The organism is Amycolatopsis sp. w19, assembly GCF_051373225.1.
Classification (GTDB): Bacteria; Actinomycetota; Actinomycetes; order Mycobacteriales; family Pseudonocardiaceae; genus Amycolatopsis; species Amycolatopsis japonica.
Map to the genome: position 1 here is coordinate 57,068 of NZ_JBPQFM010000030.1, position 17,601 is coordinate 74,668.

The following is a 17,601-nucleotide window of genomic DNA, read 5'->3' on the forward strand; positions in this document are numbered from 1 at the left end:
CCCATGATCGACATCGTTGGTGACGAGCACGACACCGGGCCTCCGGGCCGCCGCAATCCCGCATCGACCCTCCTGAAGAACCTTCGCCACGACGTCCCGGCTTCGGTCGTCGTCTTCCTCGTGGCCGTCCCGCTTTCGCTCGGCGTCGCACACGCCGCCGGAGCCCCCTTGCTCGCCGGACTCGTCTCCGCCGTCGTCGGCGGGATCGTCGCGAGCTTCTTCGGCGCCTCCGCCCTCCAGGTCAGCGGTCCCTCCGCCGCGCTGACCATCGTCATCGCGGAGACCATCGCCACCTTCGGCTGGGCCGCCACCTGCGCGATGACCGCCGCGGCGGGCGTGGTCCAGATCCTCTTCGGCCTCACCCGCGTGGCACGGGCGACGCTGGCGATCTCGCCCGCGATCGTGCACGGCCTGCTCGCCGGGATCGGCCTGATCCTCGTCCTCGGCCAGTTGCACGTGGTGCTCGGCGGTGTGGCGCGGAGTTCCACGATCGAGAACATCCTGGCGCTGCCGGGCCGGATCGTCGGCCACCACGACCAAGCCGCGCTGGTAGGCGTGGTCACCGTCGGTGTCCTGCTGGCGTGGACCCGGCTGCCGCGTTCGGTGCGCCGTGTCCCCGGCCCGCTGGCCGCCGTCGCGCTGGCGACCGGCCTTTCCGTCGCGGCGGGGATGGACCTGCCGCGCGTCGACCTCCCGAACGGGCTGCCGGGGCTGGGTTTCGTCCCCCAGGCGCCGTCCGGATCCGTGGCGGCGATCATCGCCGCCGTCCTCTCCATCGCGCTCATCGCCAGCCTGGAGAGCCTGCTTTCCGCCGTCGCCATCGACAAACTCCGCGACGGGCCGCGCGCCGACCTCAACCGCGAACTGGTCGGCCAGGGCCTCGCGAACGTCGCCGCCGGTTCGCTCGGCGGCTTCCCGGTCACCGGCGTCGTCGTGCGCACCATGACCAACTTCGAAGCGGGCGCCCGCACCCGGATGTCGGCGATCCTGCACAGCGTCTGGATCCTCGGCTGCTGCCTGTTCCTGGCGGGCGCGCTGCGGTTGATCCCGCTCGCCGCGCTGGCCGGCCTCCTCGTCCACGTCGGCGCGAAGCTGGTCAACCTCACCAATCTCCGCGAGGTCCGCCGCCACGGCGACCTGCCGGTCTATCTCGCGACCCTGATCGGCGCGGTCGCCGTCAACCTGCTGACCGGCGTCGCCGCGGGGATCGCGGTGGCGCTCGCCTTGATGCTGCGCCGGATGCTGTTCTCCGGGATCCACGTCGAACAGGATGGCCCGCGGACCCGCGTCGTCATCGAAGGCGCGCTCACTTTTCTTTCCGTACCAAGGCTCACGACCGTCCTGGCCGAAGTTCCCGAGCGGGCGGAGGTGACGCTGGAGCTGTTCGTCGACTACCTCGACCACGCCGCTTTCGACTGTCTGCGCGGCTGGCAGCGTGCGTACGAACGCGCCGGAGGAACGGTGATCGTCGACGAGATCGGGCATCCGTGGTTCGAACGCGGTAAGGCGGGCGTGCCGACCGTGCGCCGCGGCGTCGCGTCCCGGGTGGTGCCGCGCTGGCTGGCGCCATGGTCGCAATGGCAGGCCGAACATCTCGAACTGCCGAGCCAGCGCGGCGGCAGTGTCCCGTTGTGCCGCGGCGCTTCGGAGTTCCAGCGGCGGACGGCGCCGCTGCTGCGCAGCACCTGGGACGGGCTGGCGAACGGGCAACAGCCGCACACGCTTTTCATCACCTGTGGCGACGCGCGGATCGTGCCGAACCTGATCACCACGAGCGGACCCGGCGACCTGTTCACGGTGCGGAACATCGGGAATCTCGTCCCGCGCGCGGAAGCGGATTTCTCGGTGGGGGCGGCGATCGAGTACGCCGTCGGGCTGCTGCGGGTGCGGGAAGTGGTGGTGTGCGGGCATTCCGGCTGTGGCGCGATGAAGGCGTTGCTCGGGGACGCGCCCGACGGCCTCGCGCATCTCGGCGGCTGGCTCCGCCACGGCGAGGCGACCATGCGGCGCAGGGAAAGCGAAGGGCCGGTGCTGCTCGACGGCGAACGACCGGCGCACGAGGGCGATCGGCTCGCGCTGCACAACGTGGTGCAGCAACTGGAAAACCTGCGCTCGTACCCGGTGGTCGACGCCGCGCTGGCGCGCGGGGAATTGCGGCTGACGGGGATGTACTTCGACGTCGGGAAGGCGAACGTGTACCTGCTCGACGAAGCGCTGCGGTCGTTCACGTCGGCGGCGGCCCCGGTGAAGTCCTGAGGTAGGGCGATCACGCGAGATCGGTGCTTTCGCGTGACGGGAGGGACGACACACGTGATCAGACGGACGACACGTGTGTCCAGGCGGACGGCTCGCGTGTGTCGTCCCTCCAGCCACGCGTGTCGTCCGTTGGATCACGTGTGTCGTCCGACCGGTCATCTGAAGCCCGGTTCAGCCAGACGTTGCGAAAGCCACTTTCCCAACCTTCAACGTTGCGAAAGTGGCTTTCGCAACACGCCACCTTGCCCTACCTCTCAAGAGAACCCGAATCGCCACTCATGTCGGGGGCGGCCCCGGTGAAGTCCCGAGTTAGGGCGATCACGCGTGATTGAAGACCGATCTCGCGTGATCAGAGGCGGAACTCGCGTGATCGCGCGAGTTCCGCCTTCAAACACGCGAGATCTGGCTTCGATCACGCGAGATCGGGGCGTGGGGTTGACCGGGCGCCCAACCGATATTTCCCAGGATTCGGGACCGGATAAGGCTTTTCGCAACGCGGGAGACATCTCCGGGCAACGAATCGGGCCAAAAGTGGGCCACGCCACCCGTTCATAGGGTGATGTTCACTCGATCAGGTGGTGCATATCGGACAATTCACCAGTTTCCTGGTGATCATGCTCGCCAGTTCGAAGAAGCCCAAACCTCTCGCCGTGCTTCGTCACGACCTGCCCGCCTCGTTGGTGGTGTTCCTCGTCGCCGTCCCGCTTTCACTCGGGATCGCTCTCGCGTCAGGGGCGCCGATCGTCGCGGGGCTGATCGCGGCCGTGGTGGGAGGTGTGGTCGCCGGGGCGCTCGGCGGCTCCCCGCTTCAGGTGAGCGGCCCGGCCGCGGGCCTGACGGTGATCATGGCCGAAACCATCGCGACCTTCGGCTGGGCGACCACCTGCGCGATCACCGTCGCCGCGGGCGCACTGCAGATCCTGCTGGGGCTGAGCCGCATCGCCCGCGCGGCGCTCGCCATCTCGCCGGCCATCGTCCACGGCATGCTCGCCGGGATCGGCGTCACGATCGTTCTCGGCCAGCTCCATGTGGTGCTGGGCGGATCGGCGCAGAGTTCGGCGCTCGAGAACATCGCCGAACTGCCCGCGCAGGTCATCGGCCACCACGACACCGCCGCGCTGATCGGCGTGCTCACGATCGGCATCCTGCTCGTATGGCCGCGGCTGCCCAAGGCCGTCCGCAAGGTGCCCGGCCCGCTCGCCGCGATCGCGCTGGTGACCGTGCTTTCCGTCGCCACCGCGATGACCCTGCCCCGAGTCGACCTTCCGGGCGATCTGCTCAACATCCGCTTCGCGCCCGAATTCCCGGACACCGGCTGGGGTGCGTTCGCCGTCGCGGTGGTCACCATCGCCTTGATCGCGAGCGTGGAAAGCCTGCTGTCGGCCGTCGCCGTCGACAAGATGCACACGGGGCCGCGGTCGAACCTCGACCGCGAACTGATCGGCCAGGGCGCCGCGAACATGACTTCCGGCGCGCTCGGCGGCCTCCCGGTCACCGGTGTGATCGTCCGCAGTTCGACCAACGTCACCGCCGGCGCCCGCACCCGGGCGTCCGCGATCCTGCACGGCGTCTGGATCCTGGTGTTCGTCGCCGCGTTCGCCGGGCTCATCCAGAACATCCCGCTCGCCGCGCTGGCCGGTCTACTCGTCCACGTCGGCGCGAAACTGGTGAACCCCGGCCATATGAAGCAGGTCCTCAAACACGGCGACCTGGGGCTGTACCTGGTGACGCTCGCCGGTGTCGTCGTCTTCGACCTGCTCACCGGCGTCCTGCTCGGTATCGCGCTCTCGGTGCTGCTGATGCTGCGGCGCACCGTGTGGTCCGGGATCCACGCCGAGCGCGACGGCGACGAATGGCGCGTAGTCGTCGAGGGCGTCCTGACGTTCCTTTCGGTGCCGAGGCTCAGCCGTGTGCTCGCGACCGTGCCCGACGGCGCGAAGGTGACCCTGGAACTGGTCGTCGACTACCTCGACCACGCCGCCTTCGAGAGCCTGTCGAACTGGCAGCAGGGCCACGAACGCGCCGGCGGCACGGTGATCGTCGATGAGGTCGGGCATCCGTGGTTCGCCAAAGGAAAGTCCGGTGATCCCACGCTGACCCGGACGGCGGCGGCGCGGTCGGTGCCGCGGTTCCTCGCGCCGTGGTCCGACTGGCAGGCCAAGGACGTCGAACTGCCCGGACAGCGCGGCGGGCCCACCCTGCGCGGGGCGACCGAGTTCCAGCGGCGCACGGCCGCGCTCATGCAGCCGGCGCTCAGCAAACTGGCGGGCGGCCAGTCGCCGCACACCCTGTTCATCACCTGCGGGGACGCGCGGATCGTGCCGAACATGATCACCACGAGCGGTCCCGGCGACCTGTTCACCGTGCGCAACATCGGGAACCTGGTGCCCGCCCGCCGGGCCGATCCGTCGATGGGTGCCACCGTCGAATTCGCCGTCGGCGTGCTGAAGGTGCGCGAGATCGTGGTCTGCGGTCATTCCGGCTGCGGCGCGATGCAGGCGCTGGCCACCGGAGCCCCGGACGGCGCGCCGATGCTGGCCTCCTGGCTGCGGCACGCCGAGCCGAGCGCGCGCCGCGAAGCCCCGGTGACACTCGACGGCGACCGTCCGGACACCGAGGTCGACCGGCTGGCGCTCAAGAACGTGCTGCAGCAGCTGGAGCATCTGCGCCACTATCCGCTGATCGCCGAAGCGGAGGCGCGCGGCGAGCTGCACCTGACCGGGATGTACTTCGACGTCGGGGCGGCGCAGGTCTACCTGTCGGACGAGGAGAGCCCGTCGTTCACCCCCGTCGGGGCCGTCACCACATCCGGGGGCTAACGGAAGCCGTTCAGCGCGACTCGATCCGGACCCACTAGATTCAGCGCACGTGAGCATGCTGGTCATGACCGGCACCGGTACGGGTGTCGGCAAGACGATCTCCACCGCCGCCATCGCCGCTCTGGCCGCCGGTCAGGGCCAGCGTGTCGCCGTGCTGAAACCGGCGCAGACCGGAGTGGGCCCGGACGAGCCGGGCGACCTCGCCGACGTCCTTCGCCTCGCCGGTCCGGTCACCACCCGTGAGCTGCGGAGATATCCGGATCCGCTGTCGCCGGAGGCGGCGGCCAGGCTTTCGGGGCTGCCGACGCTCGCCCCGAGCGAGATCGCCGCCGCGGCGAGCGACCTCGACGGCGAACACGACCTGACCCTCATCGAGGGCGCGGGCGGGCTGCTGGTCCGGTTCGACGCCGACGGGGCCACGCTGGCCGACGTCGCGTGGTCGCTGGGCGCGCTGGTCATCATCGTCGCCGAGGCCGGGCTGGGCACGCTCAACGCGACCGCCCTGACCGCCGAGGTCGCCACCAAACGCGGGCTGACCGTGGCCGGGGTGATCATCGGATCCTGGCCGGACGAGCCGGATCTGGCAGCGGTGTCGAACCTGCGGGACCTGCCGGTCGCCGCCGGGGCCCCGCTGCTGGGCGTGCTGCCCGCCGGGCTGGGCACGGCCGGGCCCGAGGAGTTCGCGGACCGCGCCAAGGCGGGCCTTTCGCCGTGGTTCGGTGGGGAGTTCGACCCGGAATGCTTCGTCGGCCGCGCGTCGGCACAGAAGTGACCTGCGTCGCTGTGGCCGAGCCGCCCGGTCGTGCACGATGATGTGCCTTCGCTTCACCGCCCCACCCCGAACAGGAGCCGCCTCGTGACCACTGCCCCGGAGACCGTCGACATCCTCGCCGTGGCGCGTGACCAGGTCCTCGAGCGCGGTGTCGGGCTCGGCGAGGAGCAGATCCTCGAAGTCCTGCGGCTCGACGACGATCACCTGACCGACCTGCTGGCGCTGGCCCACGAGGTCCGGATGCGCTGGTGCGGCCCCGAGGTCGAGGTCGAGGGCATCATCAGCCTCAAGACCGGCGGCTGCCCGGAGGACTGCCACTTCTGCTCGCAGTCCGGCCGGTTCCCGACGCCGGTGCGGTCGGCGTGGCTGGACATCCCCGGCCTGGTCAAGGCCGCCCGCCAGACCGCCGAGACCGGCGCGACCGAGTTCTGCATCGTCGCCGCCGTCCGCGGCCCCGACAAGCGGCTGCTCTCGCAGGTCCGCGAGGGGATCAAGGCCATCCGCGAGGACGGCAACGACATCCAGATCGCCTGCTCGCTCGGCATGCTCACGCAGGAGCAGGTCGACGAGCTCGTCGAGATGGGCGTGCACCGCTACAACCACAACCTGGAGACCGCGCGCTCGCATTTCGCGAACGTCGTCACCACGCACACGTGGGAAGAGCGCTGGGAGACCCTGCGCATGATCCGCGAGGCGGGCATGGAGGTTTGCTGCGGCGGCATCATCGGCATGGGGGAGAGCATCGAGCAGCGCGCCGAGTTCGCCGCGCAGCTGGCCGAGCTGAACCCGGACGAGTGCACGATGAACTTCCTCATCCCGCAGCCGGGCACGCCGTACGAGGGCTACGAGGTCGTCGAGGGCAAGGACGCGCTGCGCACCGTGGCCGCGTTCCGGCTCGCGATGCCCCGCCCGCTGCTCCGCTTCTCCGGCGGCCGTGAGCTGACCTTCGGCGACCTGGGCACCAAGCAGGGCATGCTCGGCGGTATCAACGCGATCATCGTCGGCAACTACCTGACCAACCTCGGCCGCCCGGCCACCGCGGATCTGGCGATGCTCGACGAGCTGAAGATGCCGGTGAAGGCGATCAGTGACGTCCTCTGACCCAGCGGCGTACTGCGTCCACTGTGGACAGACGTCCGACGGTGGCGCGGAACATCCGGCCTGCCACAACCCCAGAACGGCACTCGAGCCGCCGCGGTACTGCACGTACTGCGCGCGGCGGATGGTCGTCCAGATCACCCCGGTCGGCTGGACGGCCCGGTGCAGCCGTCACGGTGAACTCGCCGGCTGACTCCCGCATTTAGTCCTCTGAATGCGGTAGTTGCACGCGCAAGCATCGCGTTCAGAGGACGAAACGCGGGGCGATATGTGCCGGGTCGCGTGCGCAGGGGGCGTCATTGGTTACGCTCTGCACAAGCAGCTCGAGGGAGGAGTCCGGGGTTGGGCGAGACGACGGGTAAACCGGCGCACCTGTCTTCCAGCGTGCCCGACCCCTGGTCGGTGCCCGTACTGCCGAGGCCACGCCGCCCGTTCCCCAAGGTCGTCGTCAAGGCCGATCTGCTGCCGGCGGTCAGCGTCCTGTCGACGGCGGGGCTGCTCGGCTTCCCGCTGGCCTGGCTGTGGGCGCGGATGGCGCCGCCCCAGCGGATGCGGGTGATCAACGACCACGGCGGCCTCGCCCCGCTGGAGCTGGAGAGCTGGCACCGCTTCGACGACCTCGCCGTCTACGGTTTCCTCGCGCTCGGCGCCGGGCTGCTGATCGGCATCGTGACCTGGCTGCTGCGGGAACGCCGCGGGCCGGTCGTGCTGATCGCCGCGACCGGCGGCGCGACCCTCGCGGGCTGGCTGGGGACCACGATGGGCGTCTCGTTCGCCAACGGCCGCTACGAGATCGGCGCGGCGCCCGCCGTCGGCGACGTCATCGCGAAGGCGCCGCAGATCGAATCCCCGTGGATCATGCTCGCCGCGCCGTTGATGACGACGCTGGCGTACACGCTGCTGACCGCGTGGAACGGACGGGAAGACCTGGGCCGCCGCCTCGGCTGACGAATTTCCTCTAGGGTGGGCCAGGACACATCTCTAGGGGGCTTTCTCTTGACCGACGACATCGAGGTTTCCCGGCACAACGCCGTCCGCTTCCCGGGTATCAGCCCGCGCGCGTACGAACACCCCGTCGACCGCGGCGCACTGGCCACCCTGCGCGCCGTTCCGGGGTTCGCGCAGGTCGTGAAGGCGGTTTCGGGCTTCTACGCCGAACGCGGCGAGCGGCTCATGGCGCTCGCGTCCGCGATCCGGGTCGGCCCGAAGCAGTATCCGGAGCTGGACAGGCTGCGCCACGAATGCGCCGAAACACTCGACCTCGACCGCGTGCCGAACCTGTTCGTCGCCCGCAGTCCCGAGGTCAACGCGCAGACGATCGGGATGGACGAGCCGTTCATCGTGCTCAACACCGCGGCCGTCGAGGCGATGGACCTCGCGTCGCTGCGGTTCGTGATCGGGCACGAGATGGGACACGTGCTGTCCGGGCACGCGGTGTACCGCACGATCATGATCCGGCTGATCGGCCTGCAGATGTCGATGTCGTGGACGCCGGTGAGCGCCATCGGCATCCGCGTCGTCATCGCGGCGCTGCGCGAGTGGTACCGCAAGGCCGAACTGTCCTGTGACCGCGCCGGGCTGCTGTGCTCGCAGGACCCGACGGCGGCGTTGCGTTCGCAGATCCTGGTCGCGGGCGGGATCGACCCGTCGAAGATCGACATCCCGGCGTTCCTGCAGCAGGCGTCGGAGTACGAGTCGGTCGACGACATCCGCGACAGCTACCTGAAGCTGCGTTACGTCGAGACGATGTCGCATCCGCTGGCCGTCGTGCGCGCCGCCCAGTTGCAGAAGTGGGCCGCGTCCGAGGAGTACCGGGGGATTTTGGCCGGCGAGTACCCGCGCCGTGACGAGGACGCGCCTTCGTCCACCTGGACCGACGACCTGAAGTCGGCCGCGAAGTCGTACAAGGACTCCTGGAACAGCTCGACCGACCCGCTGACGAAGGTGTTCAGCGACGTCGGCGAGGCGGTGTCCGGGGCGGCGGGCAAGGTGTGGAGCAAGTTCGGTACCGGCAACGGGGCGGAGGATGGGGGTTCTTCGGAGTCGGGCAAGTAGCGCTTCGCAGGTGTCATGAAAGGGCCGTTCAGGACGTTTCTTGTCCTGAACGGCCCTTTCATGACACGGGAGCAGCGACCCGCGAGTGCTATGAAAGGTCCTTTCCTTGCAAAATTTGCAAGGAAAGGACCTTTCATAGCACCAGGGGCGGGGAGGGTGGGCTGAACGGGACTTTCACCGCGTCTCGTGTGGTGAAAGGGAGCTTTCGCCACACGACATGCGGGCAGAGCGCCCTTCACCCTCCCCGGAGGGGCTCAGTTCAGGTTCGAGGGGCGCGTGAACTCGCCGAGTTCCCCCGGCGGCATCGGGACCGCGCCCAGCGTGCTCAGGAACCCGGCCTCCCGCGTCAGCAGGCGGCACGCGATCCGCAGCCGCCGCAGCGGGTTCGTCTCCTCCAGCAGGCGCTGCCGGTCCTCCAGCGGGAGCAGGCAGTCGGCGGTGAGCCGGTACGCGAGCGCCGCGATGTCGCCGTCTTCGGGCGGGGTGGTCCAGTCTTCGTCGTTCCAGGCGGACTCGCAGTAGCGCCGGTGCGCGGCCTTCGCGACGTCGGCGAGCCTGGTCACGGTGTCGCCGTGCACCGTGGCGATGCGGTCGTCGGGCACCCATTCGACCGAGCCGATCAGGTACGGCGCGGAAACACGGTCGATCTCCAGCAGCCGGAACCGGCGCCGCGCGGTGGTGACGACGTCGAATCTGCCGTCCGGCAGCCGTTTCGCCTCGCGCAACACCGTGCTGCAGCCGAATTCGTGGACGTGTTCGGGCCCGCTGACCTCCCTGATCATCGCCGAACGCAGCGCGACTACCCCGAACTCGCGGTCCGGGACGACTTCGGCGACGAGGTCGGCCATCAGCTGCCGGTACCGCGGTTCGAAGATGTGCAACGGAAGGTGTGTTCCGGGCAGAAGCACGGTCTGTAGCGGGAACAGCGGCAAGATCGCCTTCCCGGTGGACTCCTCGCTCGGCTCGGTCACCCGTTCAAGGTACGGGGACCGGGAGGAGTTCGCAGGGCGGTCACTTCCGGGTGGGCGGACGGAACACCGCGAACGGGTCGGTGATCTGCATCCCCTTGCCCGCGAAGGAGAACAGCGCCGCCGGACGGCCGCCGCTGCGCCCGGGCGGAGCGGTGTGGCCGGTGGGCAGGAGCAGCCCGCGCCGGGACAGCACACGCTGCAGGTTCGTCGCGGACACGCGGTAACCCAGCGCAGCCGAGTACAGCCTCCGCAACGCCGAAACGGTGAACTCTTCCGGGGCGAGCGCGAAGCCGAGGTTCGTGTAGCAGAGCTTCGAACGGAGCCGGTCCCGTGCGTGCAGGACGATGGACTCGTGGTCGAACGCCGTCCGGGGGAGCTCGGAAACGTCGTGCCACTCGGTGTCTTCGGGGATCTCGGGGTCCACATCGGACGGTACGAGGCCGAGGAACGCCGTCGCGACGACGCGGGGGCCCGGCACCCGGTCCGGCGCGCTGAAGACCGCCAATTGCTCCACATGCTTCAGCTGGCGTACGTCGACCTTCTCCGCGAGCTGCCGCCGGATGGACGCCTCGACGTCTTCATCCGGGCGAAGCCTGCCGCCGGGAAGGGACCAGCGACCCAGGTGCGGATCGAGCGCGCGCCGCCACAGCAGGACCCGGAGTGTGTCCGAGCGCACTTGAAGGACCGCTCCCAAGACCTCGTGGGCGAGGGGGGTCTGGGTGTTAAGATGACTTCGCACGGTTTTCGATTATAAGGCGAAAACCGGAGACAGGTCCAGGAGGGCCAGAACGATGACGAGCACTCTGCAGAACGACTTGACCCCGTACGGTGGCGTGGTCGCCGACGCGGCTTGGGCGGAGGAGGTGCGCAGCCTCGCGCGCAAACGCGACGCCGTCCTGCTCGCGCACAACTACCAGGTCCCCGAGATCCAGGACATCGCCGATTTCACCGGCGACTCCCTCGCGCTCAGCCGTATCGCGGCGAGCAGTGACGCGTCCACCATCGTCTTCTGCGGCGTGCACTTCATGGCCGAGACGGCGAAGATCCTGGCGCCGGAGAAGACGGTCCTGATCCCGGACGCGCGGGCGGGCTGCTCGCTGGCGGACTCGATCACCGGCGACCAGCTCCGTGCCTGGAAGGCCGAGCACCCCGGCGCGGTCGTGGTGTCGTACGTGAACACCACGGCCGAGGTCAAGGCGGAGACCGACATCTGCTGCACGTCGTCGAACGCCGTCGACGTGGTCGCCTCCATCCCCGCTGACCAGGAAGTTCTCTTCCTGCCGGACCAGTTCCTCGGCGCGCACGTCAAACGCGTGACCGGCCGCGAGAACATGCACATCTGGGCCGGGGAGTGCCACGTGCACGCCGGGATCAACGGCGCCGAGCTGGCCGAGCGGGCTTCGGAGAACCCGGACGCCGATCTGTTCATCCACCCGGAATGCGGCTGCGCGACCTCGGCGCTGTACCTGGCGGGCGAGGGCGCCGTCGCCCCCGAGCGGGTCAAGATCCTCTCGACCGGCGACATGGTCCACGCCGCCCGCGACACCAAGGCGAAGTCGGTCCTCGTGGCCACCGAGATCGGGATGATCCACCAGCTGCGCAAGGCCGCGCCGGAGATCGACTTCCGCGCGGTGAACGACCGGGCGTCCTGCCGGTACATGAAGATGATCACGCCTGCCGCCCTGCTGCGGTCGCTGCGCGAGGGGGCCGACGAGGTCCACGTCGACGCCGAAACCGCCGCCCGTGCCCGCGCTTCCGTGCAGCGCATGATCGAGATCGGGCAGCCTGGCGGCGGAGAATGACCGACCCGGTTACCGCTCTCCAGGCGAAAACCCACCCGGTCTGGGAGGCCGCCGCCGATCTCGTGGTGATCGGCAGCGGGGTGGCCGGGCTCACCGCCGCGCTGCGCGCGCAGGAGCTCGGCCTGCACGTCCTGGTGGTCACCAAGGCGACGGTCTCCGACGGCAACACCCGCTGGGCGCAGGGCGGTATCGCGGTCGTGCTGGAGGGCGAGCACGAGCGGGGCGACTCGGTCGGCAAGCACGCCGAGGACACGCTCACCGCCGGTGCCGGGCTGTGCGACTCCGGCGCCGTCCGGTCGATCATCGCCGGCGGTCCGGCCGCGGTGGCCCGGCTGCGGGCCGAGGGGGCGCGCTTCGACGCCGCGGCAGAAGGGCGGCCCGAACTTGCCCGTACCCGGGAAGGCGGGCACAGCGCGTTCCGCGTCATCCACGCGGGTGGCGACGCGACCGGCGCCGAGGTCGAGCGGACGCTGGTCGCGACGGCCGGAGGACGGCGGATCCCGGTGCTGGAGCACCACATCGCCGTCGACGCGATCCGCACGCCCGCGGGCGAGGTCGTCGGGGTGACCGTCCTGGACCACAACGGTGTGCCCGGTGTCGTCCGGGCGCCCGCGGTGCTGCTGGCCAGCGGCGGACTGGGGCAGCTTTATCAGGCGACGTCCAATCCGGAACTCGCCACGGGGGACGGGTTGGCGCTGGCGTTGCGCGCGGGAGCGCAGGTCGCGGACGTGGAGTTCGTCCAGTTCCACCCGACGGTCCTGTTCACGCCCGGCGCGCGTGGCCGGCTCCCGCTGGTCACCGAGGCGGTGCGCGGCGAGGGGGCGACCCTGCACGACGCGACGGGTGCCTCGGTGATGCGCGGGGTCCACCCGCTCGGGGATCTCGCGCCCCGGGATGTCGTTTCCGCGGCCATCACGCGCCGCATGGTGCAGGCGCCCGGCGGTGTCGACGACCACGTCTTCCTCGACGCCACCGGGATTTCCGGCTTCGCCAAACGGTTCCCGACCGTGCACGCGGCGTGCGCGGCGATCGGTCTGGACCCGGCAAAGGAGCCGATCCCGGTCACGCCCGCGGCGCATTTCGCCTGTGGCGGCGTGGTGACCACTGTGGACGGACGATCCGGTGTTCGAGGTCTCTACGCCGCGGGCGAGGTCGCGAGGACGGGTCTGCACGGCGCGAACCGCCTGGCCTCCAACAGTTTGCTCGAAGGCCTCGTGGTCGGGCGACGGGTGGCCGACGCGATCGCCGCCGATTTCGCCATCGGGCGGCTGGCCGATCCGCGTCGCGGTGTGCTCGCGCCTCCAGTGCAGGCGCCGGTGGCCGACCGTGACGCGTTGCAGCGGGCGATGAGCCGGTATGCCGCCATCGGCCGCGACGCGGAAGGTCTTTCGGTCGTGGGTTCGGTGCTGGATCTGTCCGTGACAGAGAGTCCTTTGTGGACACCGAGGATCGTGGAGGACGCGGCGCTCACCCTGGTGGCGGAGGCCTTGGTCGCGGCGGCCGCGCGCCGGACGGAATCCCGCGGCTGCCACGTGCGGACCGACTTCCCCGAACGCGACGACGACAGCTGGCAGCGCGGTCAGCTCATCCGGCTCAGCCCGTCGGGACAGCCGGTGCTGGCCGATCCGATCGCTTTGGAGGGTGTGGCATGAGCGAATTCTCCCCGTGGGTCGTCAAGGCGCTGGCCGATCACGGCCTCGACGTCGCCGACGTGCAGCGCGTCGTCACGACGGCACTGGCCGAGGATCTGCGGTACGGGCCCGACGCGACGACGAACGCCACCGTGCCCGAATCCGCGCGTGCGCTGGCCGAACTCACGCCGAGGACGGCCGGGGTGGTCGCCGGGATCCCGGTGGCGCTGGCGGTGTTCGACGTCGTGCTCGGTTCGAGCCTGGAGATCCTGGCCGCCCGTGACGACGGCGATCGGCTGACCGCCGGTGAGCCCGCACTGGTCGTGCGCGGTCCGGTGCGGGGCCTGCTCACCGCCGAACGCACCGCGCTGAACCTGCTGTGCCACCTGTCCGGTATCGCCACCGCGACCGCCGCCTGGGTGGCCGCGGTGGAGGGAACCGGTTGCCGGGTCAGGGATTCCCGCAAGACGCTGCCCGGGCTGCGGTTGCTGGAGAAGTACGCCGTCCGCGCGGGCGGCGGGGTGAACCACCGGCTCGGGCTCGGCGACGCGGTGCTGATCAAGGACAACCACGTGGTCGCCGCCGGTTCGGTGACCGCCGCGCTCGCCGCCGCGCGCGAGCACGCGCCCGAACTGCACTGCGAGGTCGAGGTCGACGACCTCGCCCAGCTGGAGGAGGCGCTCACCGCGGGCGCCGACGAGGTGCTGCTGGACAACTTCACACCCGACGAATGCGCGAAAGCGGTCGACCGGCGTGACGAGGTTTCCCCGAAGACCCGCCTGGAATCCTCGGGCGGTCTGCGGCTCGACGTCGCGCGGGCGTACGCGGAGTCCGGTGTGGACTTCCTCGCCGTCGGGGCGCTCACGCATTCCTCACCCGCGCTCGACCTGGGGATGGACCTGCGCTGAGGTGAAACACTAGAATTCCCTTGTGTGACAAGGGGATTCTGGAGGAATGGTGGGCTTTGCCGGTAAAAGTGCCGTCGCGGGATGCGTCGGTTTCATGGCACTGCTCGGCACCCCCGTCCCGTCGACGGCGGTCGCCGAGCAGTGCGCCAACCCGACGGGCACCTACACCGCGGCCGTCCCGTGGGGACAGCGGCTGATCGATCCCGTGCGGCTCTGGCCGCTGTCCCGCGGCACCGGCCAGCTGGTCGCGGTGATCGGCACCGGCGTCGACGGCGGCAACGGCCAGTTCGCGCCGGGGCAACTGCTCGGCGGGCAGGGAACCGAGGCCGAAGACTGCGACGGACGCGGCACGATCGCCGCCGGGATCGTCGGCGCGCAACCGGATCCGTCCACGACGTTCACCGGGATCGCGCCCGGCGCCAAGATCCTGCCGATCCGCTACACCCAGGTGAACGGCGGCGGCGATCCCGGGCAGCTCGCGGGCGCCATCGAAACCGCGCTGAACCGCGGCGCCGGGATCATCCTGATCGCCGTCCCGGCCGCTTCCGACAGCCCCGCGCTGACCGGCGCCGTCTCGCGCGCCAAGGAGAAGGGCGCGCTGATCGTCTCGCCCGCCGCGGGGACCCAGCAGGGCCAGACGTCGTACCCGACGGCCACGCCGGGCGTGCTCGCCGTGGGTTCGACGAATCAGGCGGGCGAGGCCGTGCAGACGGAATCCGGTTCGTACGTGGGGATTTCCGCGCCCGGCGCCGAACTGGTCAGCACGTCCGCCGGCGCGGGCGGGACGGTGGCGCACCGGTGGCCGGTGAGCGACCCGAGCCTGGCCGCCGCGCATGTCGCCGGGGTCGCCGCGCTCGTGCGCGCGTATCACCCCGAGCTGTCGCCGGAGCAGGTCGTCGCGCGGCTGACGCTGACCGCGCACCGGGGCCCGAGCGGTGGGCACGATCCCCGCCGGGGCTGGGGCGCGATCGACGCCTACGCCGCCGTTTCCGCCTCGATCCCCGCCGGTACGCCCGGCCCGGGAGGGCCGCCGAGCGTCGGTCCGGACACCTTCGTGGTCCCCGCGGCGGCTCCGGCACCCACCAGGGCGGACAAGGTCTCCGGTGTGCTCGCCATCTCCGGGGTGGCCCTCGCCATCGCGGCGGGCGTCGTGGTGGCGGCGGTCCGGCGGGGCAAGCGCCGGGGCTGGAAACCTTCGCGATTCCGCGCCTCGTGAGCGGCAGCGGTGTACTGGGGGACACCGCCACCGCCCACGAGGTCTTTCGCGACCCCCTGGGGTTTTAGGGGACGGATACGCAGGCTGTCGAGCCCACGATGGCCACGCCGTCGCCGACGCGGGAGACGTGCACGTTGAAGTCGGCGCCGTCGCGGCTGAACTGCGCGATCAGCTCACGCGGGTTGCTGCGGTCGCGCCACCGCCAGCCCTGGCTCTCCAGCATGGGCAGGACGTCGTCGACGAGTTTGCGGATCGCGTCGGTCGCGTCGTCCACGCGGAGGCCGTACTGCCAGCAGAGCGACCGGCCCGGCTGGGTGGGGTCGCAGTCCAGCTCGCCTTCCACGGTGCGCTCCGCGGTGGTGCCGAAGGTGCCCGCGACACCGTCGATGACCGCCGTGAGGTCCTCGGCCAGCGGGTCGAGTTCGGTGTGCTTCGTGATCATGAACAGTCCCTCACAAGCCTCGTCCGACGCCTTCGATGACCATCTCGCGCAGCGAGCCGCCGGTGAAGCCTTCGTGCGTGACCGCGCCGCCCGTGATCACACCGTAGATGTTGTTCCACGAATCGGAACCCGGTTTGAGCACACCGCTGTGGGAATCGAAACCCCACTGCAGATCGCCGTTCGCGTCGCGGCCGGTTTCCAGTTCGACGACGCCGGGGAAGCGGTCGGGGTCCGCTCCGTGCCCGGCGCCGAGCCATTCGATGAGGCCGGCGTTGCCCTGCGCGATCACGATCGGGTCGAAGGGGGCCGTCATGGAGTACCGCTGCACACCGGCCTGGCTGGCCGGGAGGTCGCTCGGGCTCCAGATCCCGTGTCCCATGCCCGCGGACTCGACGTGCAGCACCTGATCGGCCCTGAGCCCCAGCTGCTCGGCGAGGCCCACGGTCGCGCCGCCGTAGCTGTGCCCGACGGCGGTGACCACCACACCCGGTCCGGCGTGGCTGTCGATCTGGCCGCGCAGTTCGTCGCCGAACGCCTTGAGATCGGGCGCCATCGTCTGCGCGTAGTGCGCGGCAGGGCCTTCCGTGACGACGTTCTGGGGGAAGACCCCGTCGGCCCAGACCACCATCGCGGTCCGGCCGGTGGCGTCCGCGGCGACCAGGCTCTTGCCGAGGTCGGCGTAGCTCTGGAAGTTGTCGAACGAGGTGTTGACGCCGGGGACGAACAACCCGACGTTGCGGGTGCCCGGCTCGATGCGGCCGACCAGTTCGACGATGCGCCCGTTCCCGGACGGGTCGAACCGCAGGATCTGCCGGTCGTTGGCGAGGATGTCCTCGTAGAGCGCGATCCGCGTACGTGCGCTCGCGATGTCGTCGGCTTTCCCGCCCTGTGCCAGGAGGTTCGCGAGCCGCTCGCGTTCGGCCGTCAGCGCGTCGGTGACCTTCGTGCGGTTCTCGGCGATCGCGGTGGCCCACGATCCGCTGTCGGCCGCGCCGCCGACGCCTGCCGGATTCCCGGCCTTGGGCAACGGGTTCTCCGGCATCAGCGACCGGTACGAGGCGGCGACCTGGACGTCGGCGCGCCGGTATCCGCCACCCGCGGCCGTCAGTCCCTGATGGATCACCGTCGCCTTGGTGATCTGGCCGTCGAGTTTGCCCGAGACGTCTTTGATCGTCTTGGTGTACGTGGCCGAAGCCGCGCTGGAAGCCGAAACCTGGCCGAACGCGGTCGCCGGGACGTTCTCACCCGCCAGCGCGGTCTGCGCCGTCTTGAGCACGCCTGCGCGCTGTTCTAGTTCGGCCGCCGCCGCTTCGAGCCTGGCGGGGGCGACTCGGTAACCGCCCGCACTGGATGCCATCACCGAGCCGCCTCTCCTGGTCGGGAAAATCAGTACTGTTCGGGTTCTTCGCCGAGCACGGCGGGAGCGACCGGGGACGACTGGCCCCAGACGTTCTCGGTCTCCACGAGCCACGGCGGGATCCGCCGTCCGGAACCCATGTCGCCGCCCGCGCCCATGCCCATCGGCATCATGGGCATCATCGGCATCGCGCCCTTGGCCGCCGCCGCGCCCGCGGCACCGGCGGCTCCGCCGGCGAGCCCGCTCATCGCGCTGCCCGAGCCGCCGTCGCCCG

Annotated in this window: 15 protein-coding genes and 1 pseudogene; 11 read left to right on the forward strand and 5 right to left on the reverse strand. The window is 70.4% G+C overall.

Annotation, left to right across the window (positions count from 1 at the left end):
* Positions 1 to 3: 3 nt before the first annotated feature.
* From ACSMFO_RS36335 to ACSMFO_RS36365, 7 genes are all read left to right on the forward strand, one after another.
* Positions 4 to 2,256, forward strand: coding sequence for a bifunctional SulP family inorganic anion transporter/carbonic anhydrase (locus tag ACSMFO_RS36335; RefSeq protein WP_436462100.1), 2,253 nt, complete (start codon positions 4 to 6; stop codon positions 2,254 to 2,256).
* 614 nt (positions 2,257 to 2,870) lie between these two features.
* Positions 2,871 to 5,075, forward strand: coding sequence for a SulP family inorganic anion transporter (locus ACSMFO_RS36340; RefSeq protein ID WP_436462101.1), 2,205 nt, complete (start codon positions 2,871 to 2,873; stop codon positions 5,073 to 5,075).
* 49 nt (positions 5,076 to 5,124) lie between these two features.
* Positions 5,125 to 5,847: a dethiobiotin synthase gene (gene bioD / locus ACSMFO_RS36345; protein WP_063277373.1), complete on the forward strand. Its 723-nt coding sequence runs from the start codon at positions 5,125 to 5,127 to the stop codon at positions 5,845 to 5,847.
* 84 nt (positions 5,848 to 5,931) lie between these two features.
* On the forward strand, positions 5,932 to 6,948 hold the full coding sequence (gene bioB / locus ACSMFO_RS36350) for a biotin synthase BioB (protein WP_038510228.1): 1,017 nt from the start codon (positions 5,932 to 5,934) through the stop codon (positions 6,946 to 6,948).
* Entirely contained in the window at positions 6,935 to 7,138 is a 204-nt protein-coding gene (locus tag ACSMFO_RS36355) for a hypothetical protein (protein WP_081809725.1), read from the forward strand. The genes bioB and ACSMFO_RS36355 overlap by 14 nt, the downstream gene beginning before the upstream one ends.
* 149 nt (positions 7,139 to 7,287) lie before the next feature.
* On the forward strand, positions 7,288 to 7,893 hold the full coding sequence (locus ACSMFO_RS36360) for a DUF2567 domain-containing protein (RefSeq protein ID WP_073848459.1): 606 nt from the start codon (positions 7,288 to 7,290) through the stop codon (positions 7,891 to 7,893).
* A 48-nt stretch (positions 7,894 to 7,941) separates the two neighbouring features.
* Complete coding sequence (locus tag ACSMFO_RS36365; RefSeq protein WP_436462102.1) at positions 7,942 to 9,000, forward strand: M48 family metallopeptidase; 1,059 nt, start codon at positions 7,942 to 7,944, stop codon at positions 8,998 to 9,000.
* 254 nt (positions 9,001 to 9,254) lie between these two features.
* On the opposite strand, the gene ACSMFO_RS36370 is transcribed toward ACSMFO_RS36365, so the two are convergent.
* Both ACSMFO_RS36370 and ACSMFO_RS36375 read right to left on the reverse strand, forming a co-directional pair.
* Positions 9,255 to 9,971: an LON peptidase substrate-binding domain-containing protein gene (locus ACSMFO_RS36370; protein WP_016336020.1), complete on the reverse strand. Its 717-nt coding sequence runs from the start codon at positions 9,969 to 9,971 to the stop codon at positions 9,255 to 9,257.
* A 40-nt stretch (positions 9,972 to 10,011) separates the two neighbouring features.
* On the reverse strand, positions 10,012 to 10,647 hold the full coding sequence (locus tag ACSMFO_RS36375; RefSeq protein WP_436462103.1) for an NUDIX hydrolase: 636 nt from the start codon (positions 10,645 to 10,647) through the stop codon (positions 10,012 to 10,014).
* Positions 10,648 to 10,762: 115 nt separating this feature from the next.
* On the opposite strand from ACSMFO_RS36375, the gene nadA reads away from it, so the two are divergent.
* From nadA to ACSMFO_RS36395, 4 genes are read left to right on the forward strand one after another with little or no spacing between them, the layout of a single operon-like run.
* Complete coding sequence (gene nadA / locus ACSMFO_RS36380) at positions 10,763 to 11,773, forward strand: quinolinate synthase NadA (protein WP_037344779.1); 1,011 nt, start codon at positions 10,763 to 10,765, stop codon at positions 11,771 to 11,773.
* Entirely contained in the window at positions 11,770 to 13,425 is a 1,656-nt protein-coding gene (locus ACSMFO_RS36385; protein WP_436462104.1) for an L-aspartate oxidase, read from the forward strand. The genes nadA and ACSMFO_RS36385 overlap by 4 nt, the downstream gene beginning before the upstream one ends.
* Positions 13,422 to 14,312 (forward strand): carboxylating nicotinate-nucleotide diphosphorylase, encoded by an 891-nt coding sequence (nadC, locus tag ACSMFO_RS36390; protein ID WP_038510239.1) that lies wholly within the window; start codon positions 13,422 to 13,424, stop codon positions 14,310 to 14,312. Before ACSMFO_RS36385 ends, nadC begins: the two co-directional genes overlap by 4 nt.
* 46 nt (positions 14,313 to 14,358) lie before the next feature.
* On the forward strand, positions 14,359 to 15,528 hold the full coding sequence (locus ACSMFO_RS36395) for a S8 family serine peptidase (RefSeq protein WP_360121627.1): 1,170 nt from the start codon (positions 14,359 to 14,361) through the stop codon (positions 15,526 to 15,528).
* A gap of 64 nt (positions 15,529 to 15,592) precedes the next feature.
* On the opposite strand, the gene ACSMFO_RS36400 is transcribed toward ACSMFO_RS36395, so the two are convergent.
* From ACSMFO_RS36400 to ACSMFO_RS36410, 3 genes and pseudogenes are all read right to left on the reverse strand, one after another.
* Complete coding sequence (locus tag ACSMFO_RS36400; RefSeq protein WP_350577523.1) at positions 15,593 to 15,970, reverse strand: hypothetical protein; 378 nt, start codon at positions 15,968 to 15,970, stop codon at positions 15,593 to 15,595.
* A 10-nt stretch (positions 15,971 to 15,980) separates the two neighbouring features.
* Entirely contained in the window at positions 15,981 to 17,327 is a 1,347-nt protein-coding gene (locus ACSMFO_RS36405; protein ID WP_436462105.1) for an alpha/beta hydrolase, read from the reverse strand.
* Between the two features lie 29 nt (positions 17,328 to 17,356).
* Positions 17,357 to 17,601, reverse strand: a pseudogene (locus tag ACSMFO_RS36410) (WXG100 family type VII secretion target); the annotation flags it as partial.

Coding starts and splice junctions, on each gene's coding strand:
- ACSMFO_RS36335 (WP_436462100.1), top strand. CDS start 4: ATGATCGACATCGTTGGTGACGAGCACGACACCGGGCCTCCGGGCCGC.
- ACSMFO_RS36340 (WP_436462101.1), top strand. CDS start 2,871: ATGCTCGCCAGTTCGAAGAAGCCCAAACCTCTCGCCGTGCTTCGTCAC.
- nadA (WP_037344779.1), top strand. CDS start 10,763: ATGACGAGCACTCTGCAGAACGACTTGACCCCGTACGGTGGCGTGGTC.
- ACSMFO_RS36385 (WP_436462104.1), top strand. CDS start 11,770: ATGACCGACCCGGTTACCGCTCTCCAGGCGAAAACCCACCCGGTCTGG.
- nadC (WP_038510239.1), top strand. CDS start 13,422: ATGAGCGAATTCTCCCCGTGGGTCGTCAAGGCGCTGGCCGATCACGGC.
- ACSMFO_RS36395 (WP_360121627.1), top strand. CDS start 14,359: ATGGTGGGCTTTGCCGGTAAAAGTGCCGTCGCGGGATGCGTCGGTTTC.
- ACSMFO_RS36400 (WP_350577523.1), bottom strand. CDS start 15,970: ATGATCACGAAGCACACCGAACTCGACCCGCTGGCCGAGGACCTCACG.
- ACSMFO_RS36405 (WP_436462105.1), bottom strand. CDS start 17,327: ATGGCATCCAGTGCGGGCGGTTACCGAGTCGCCCCCGCCAGGCTCGAA.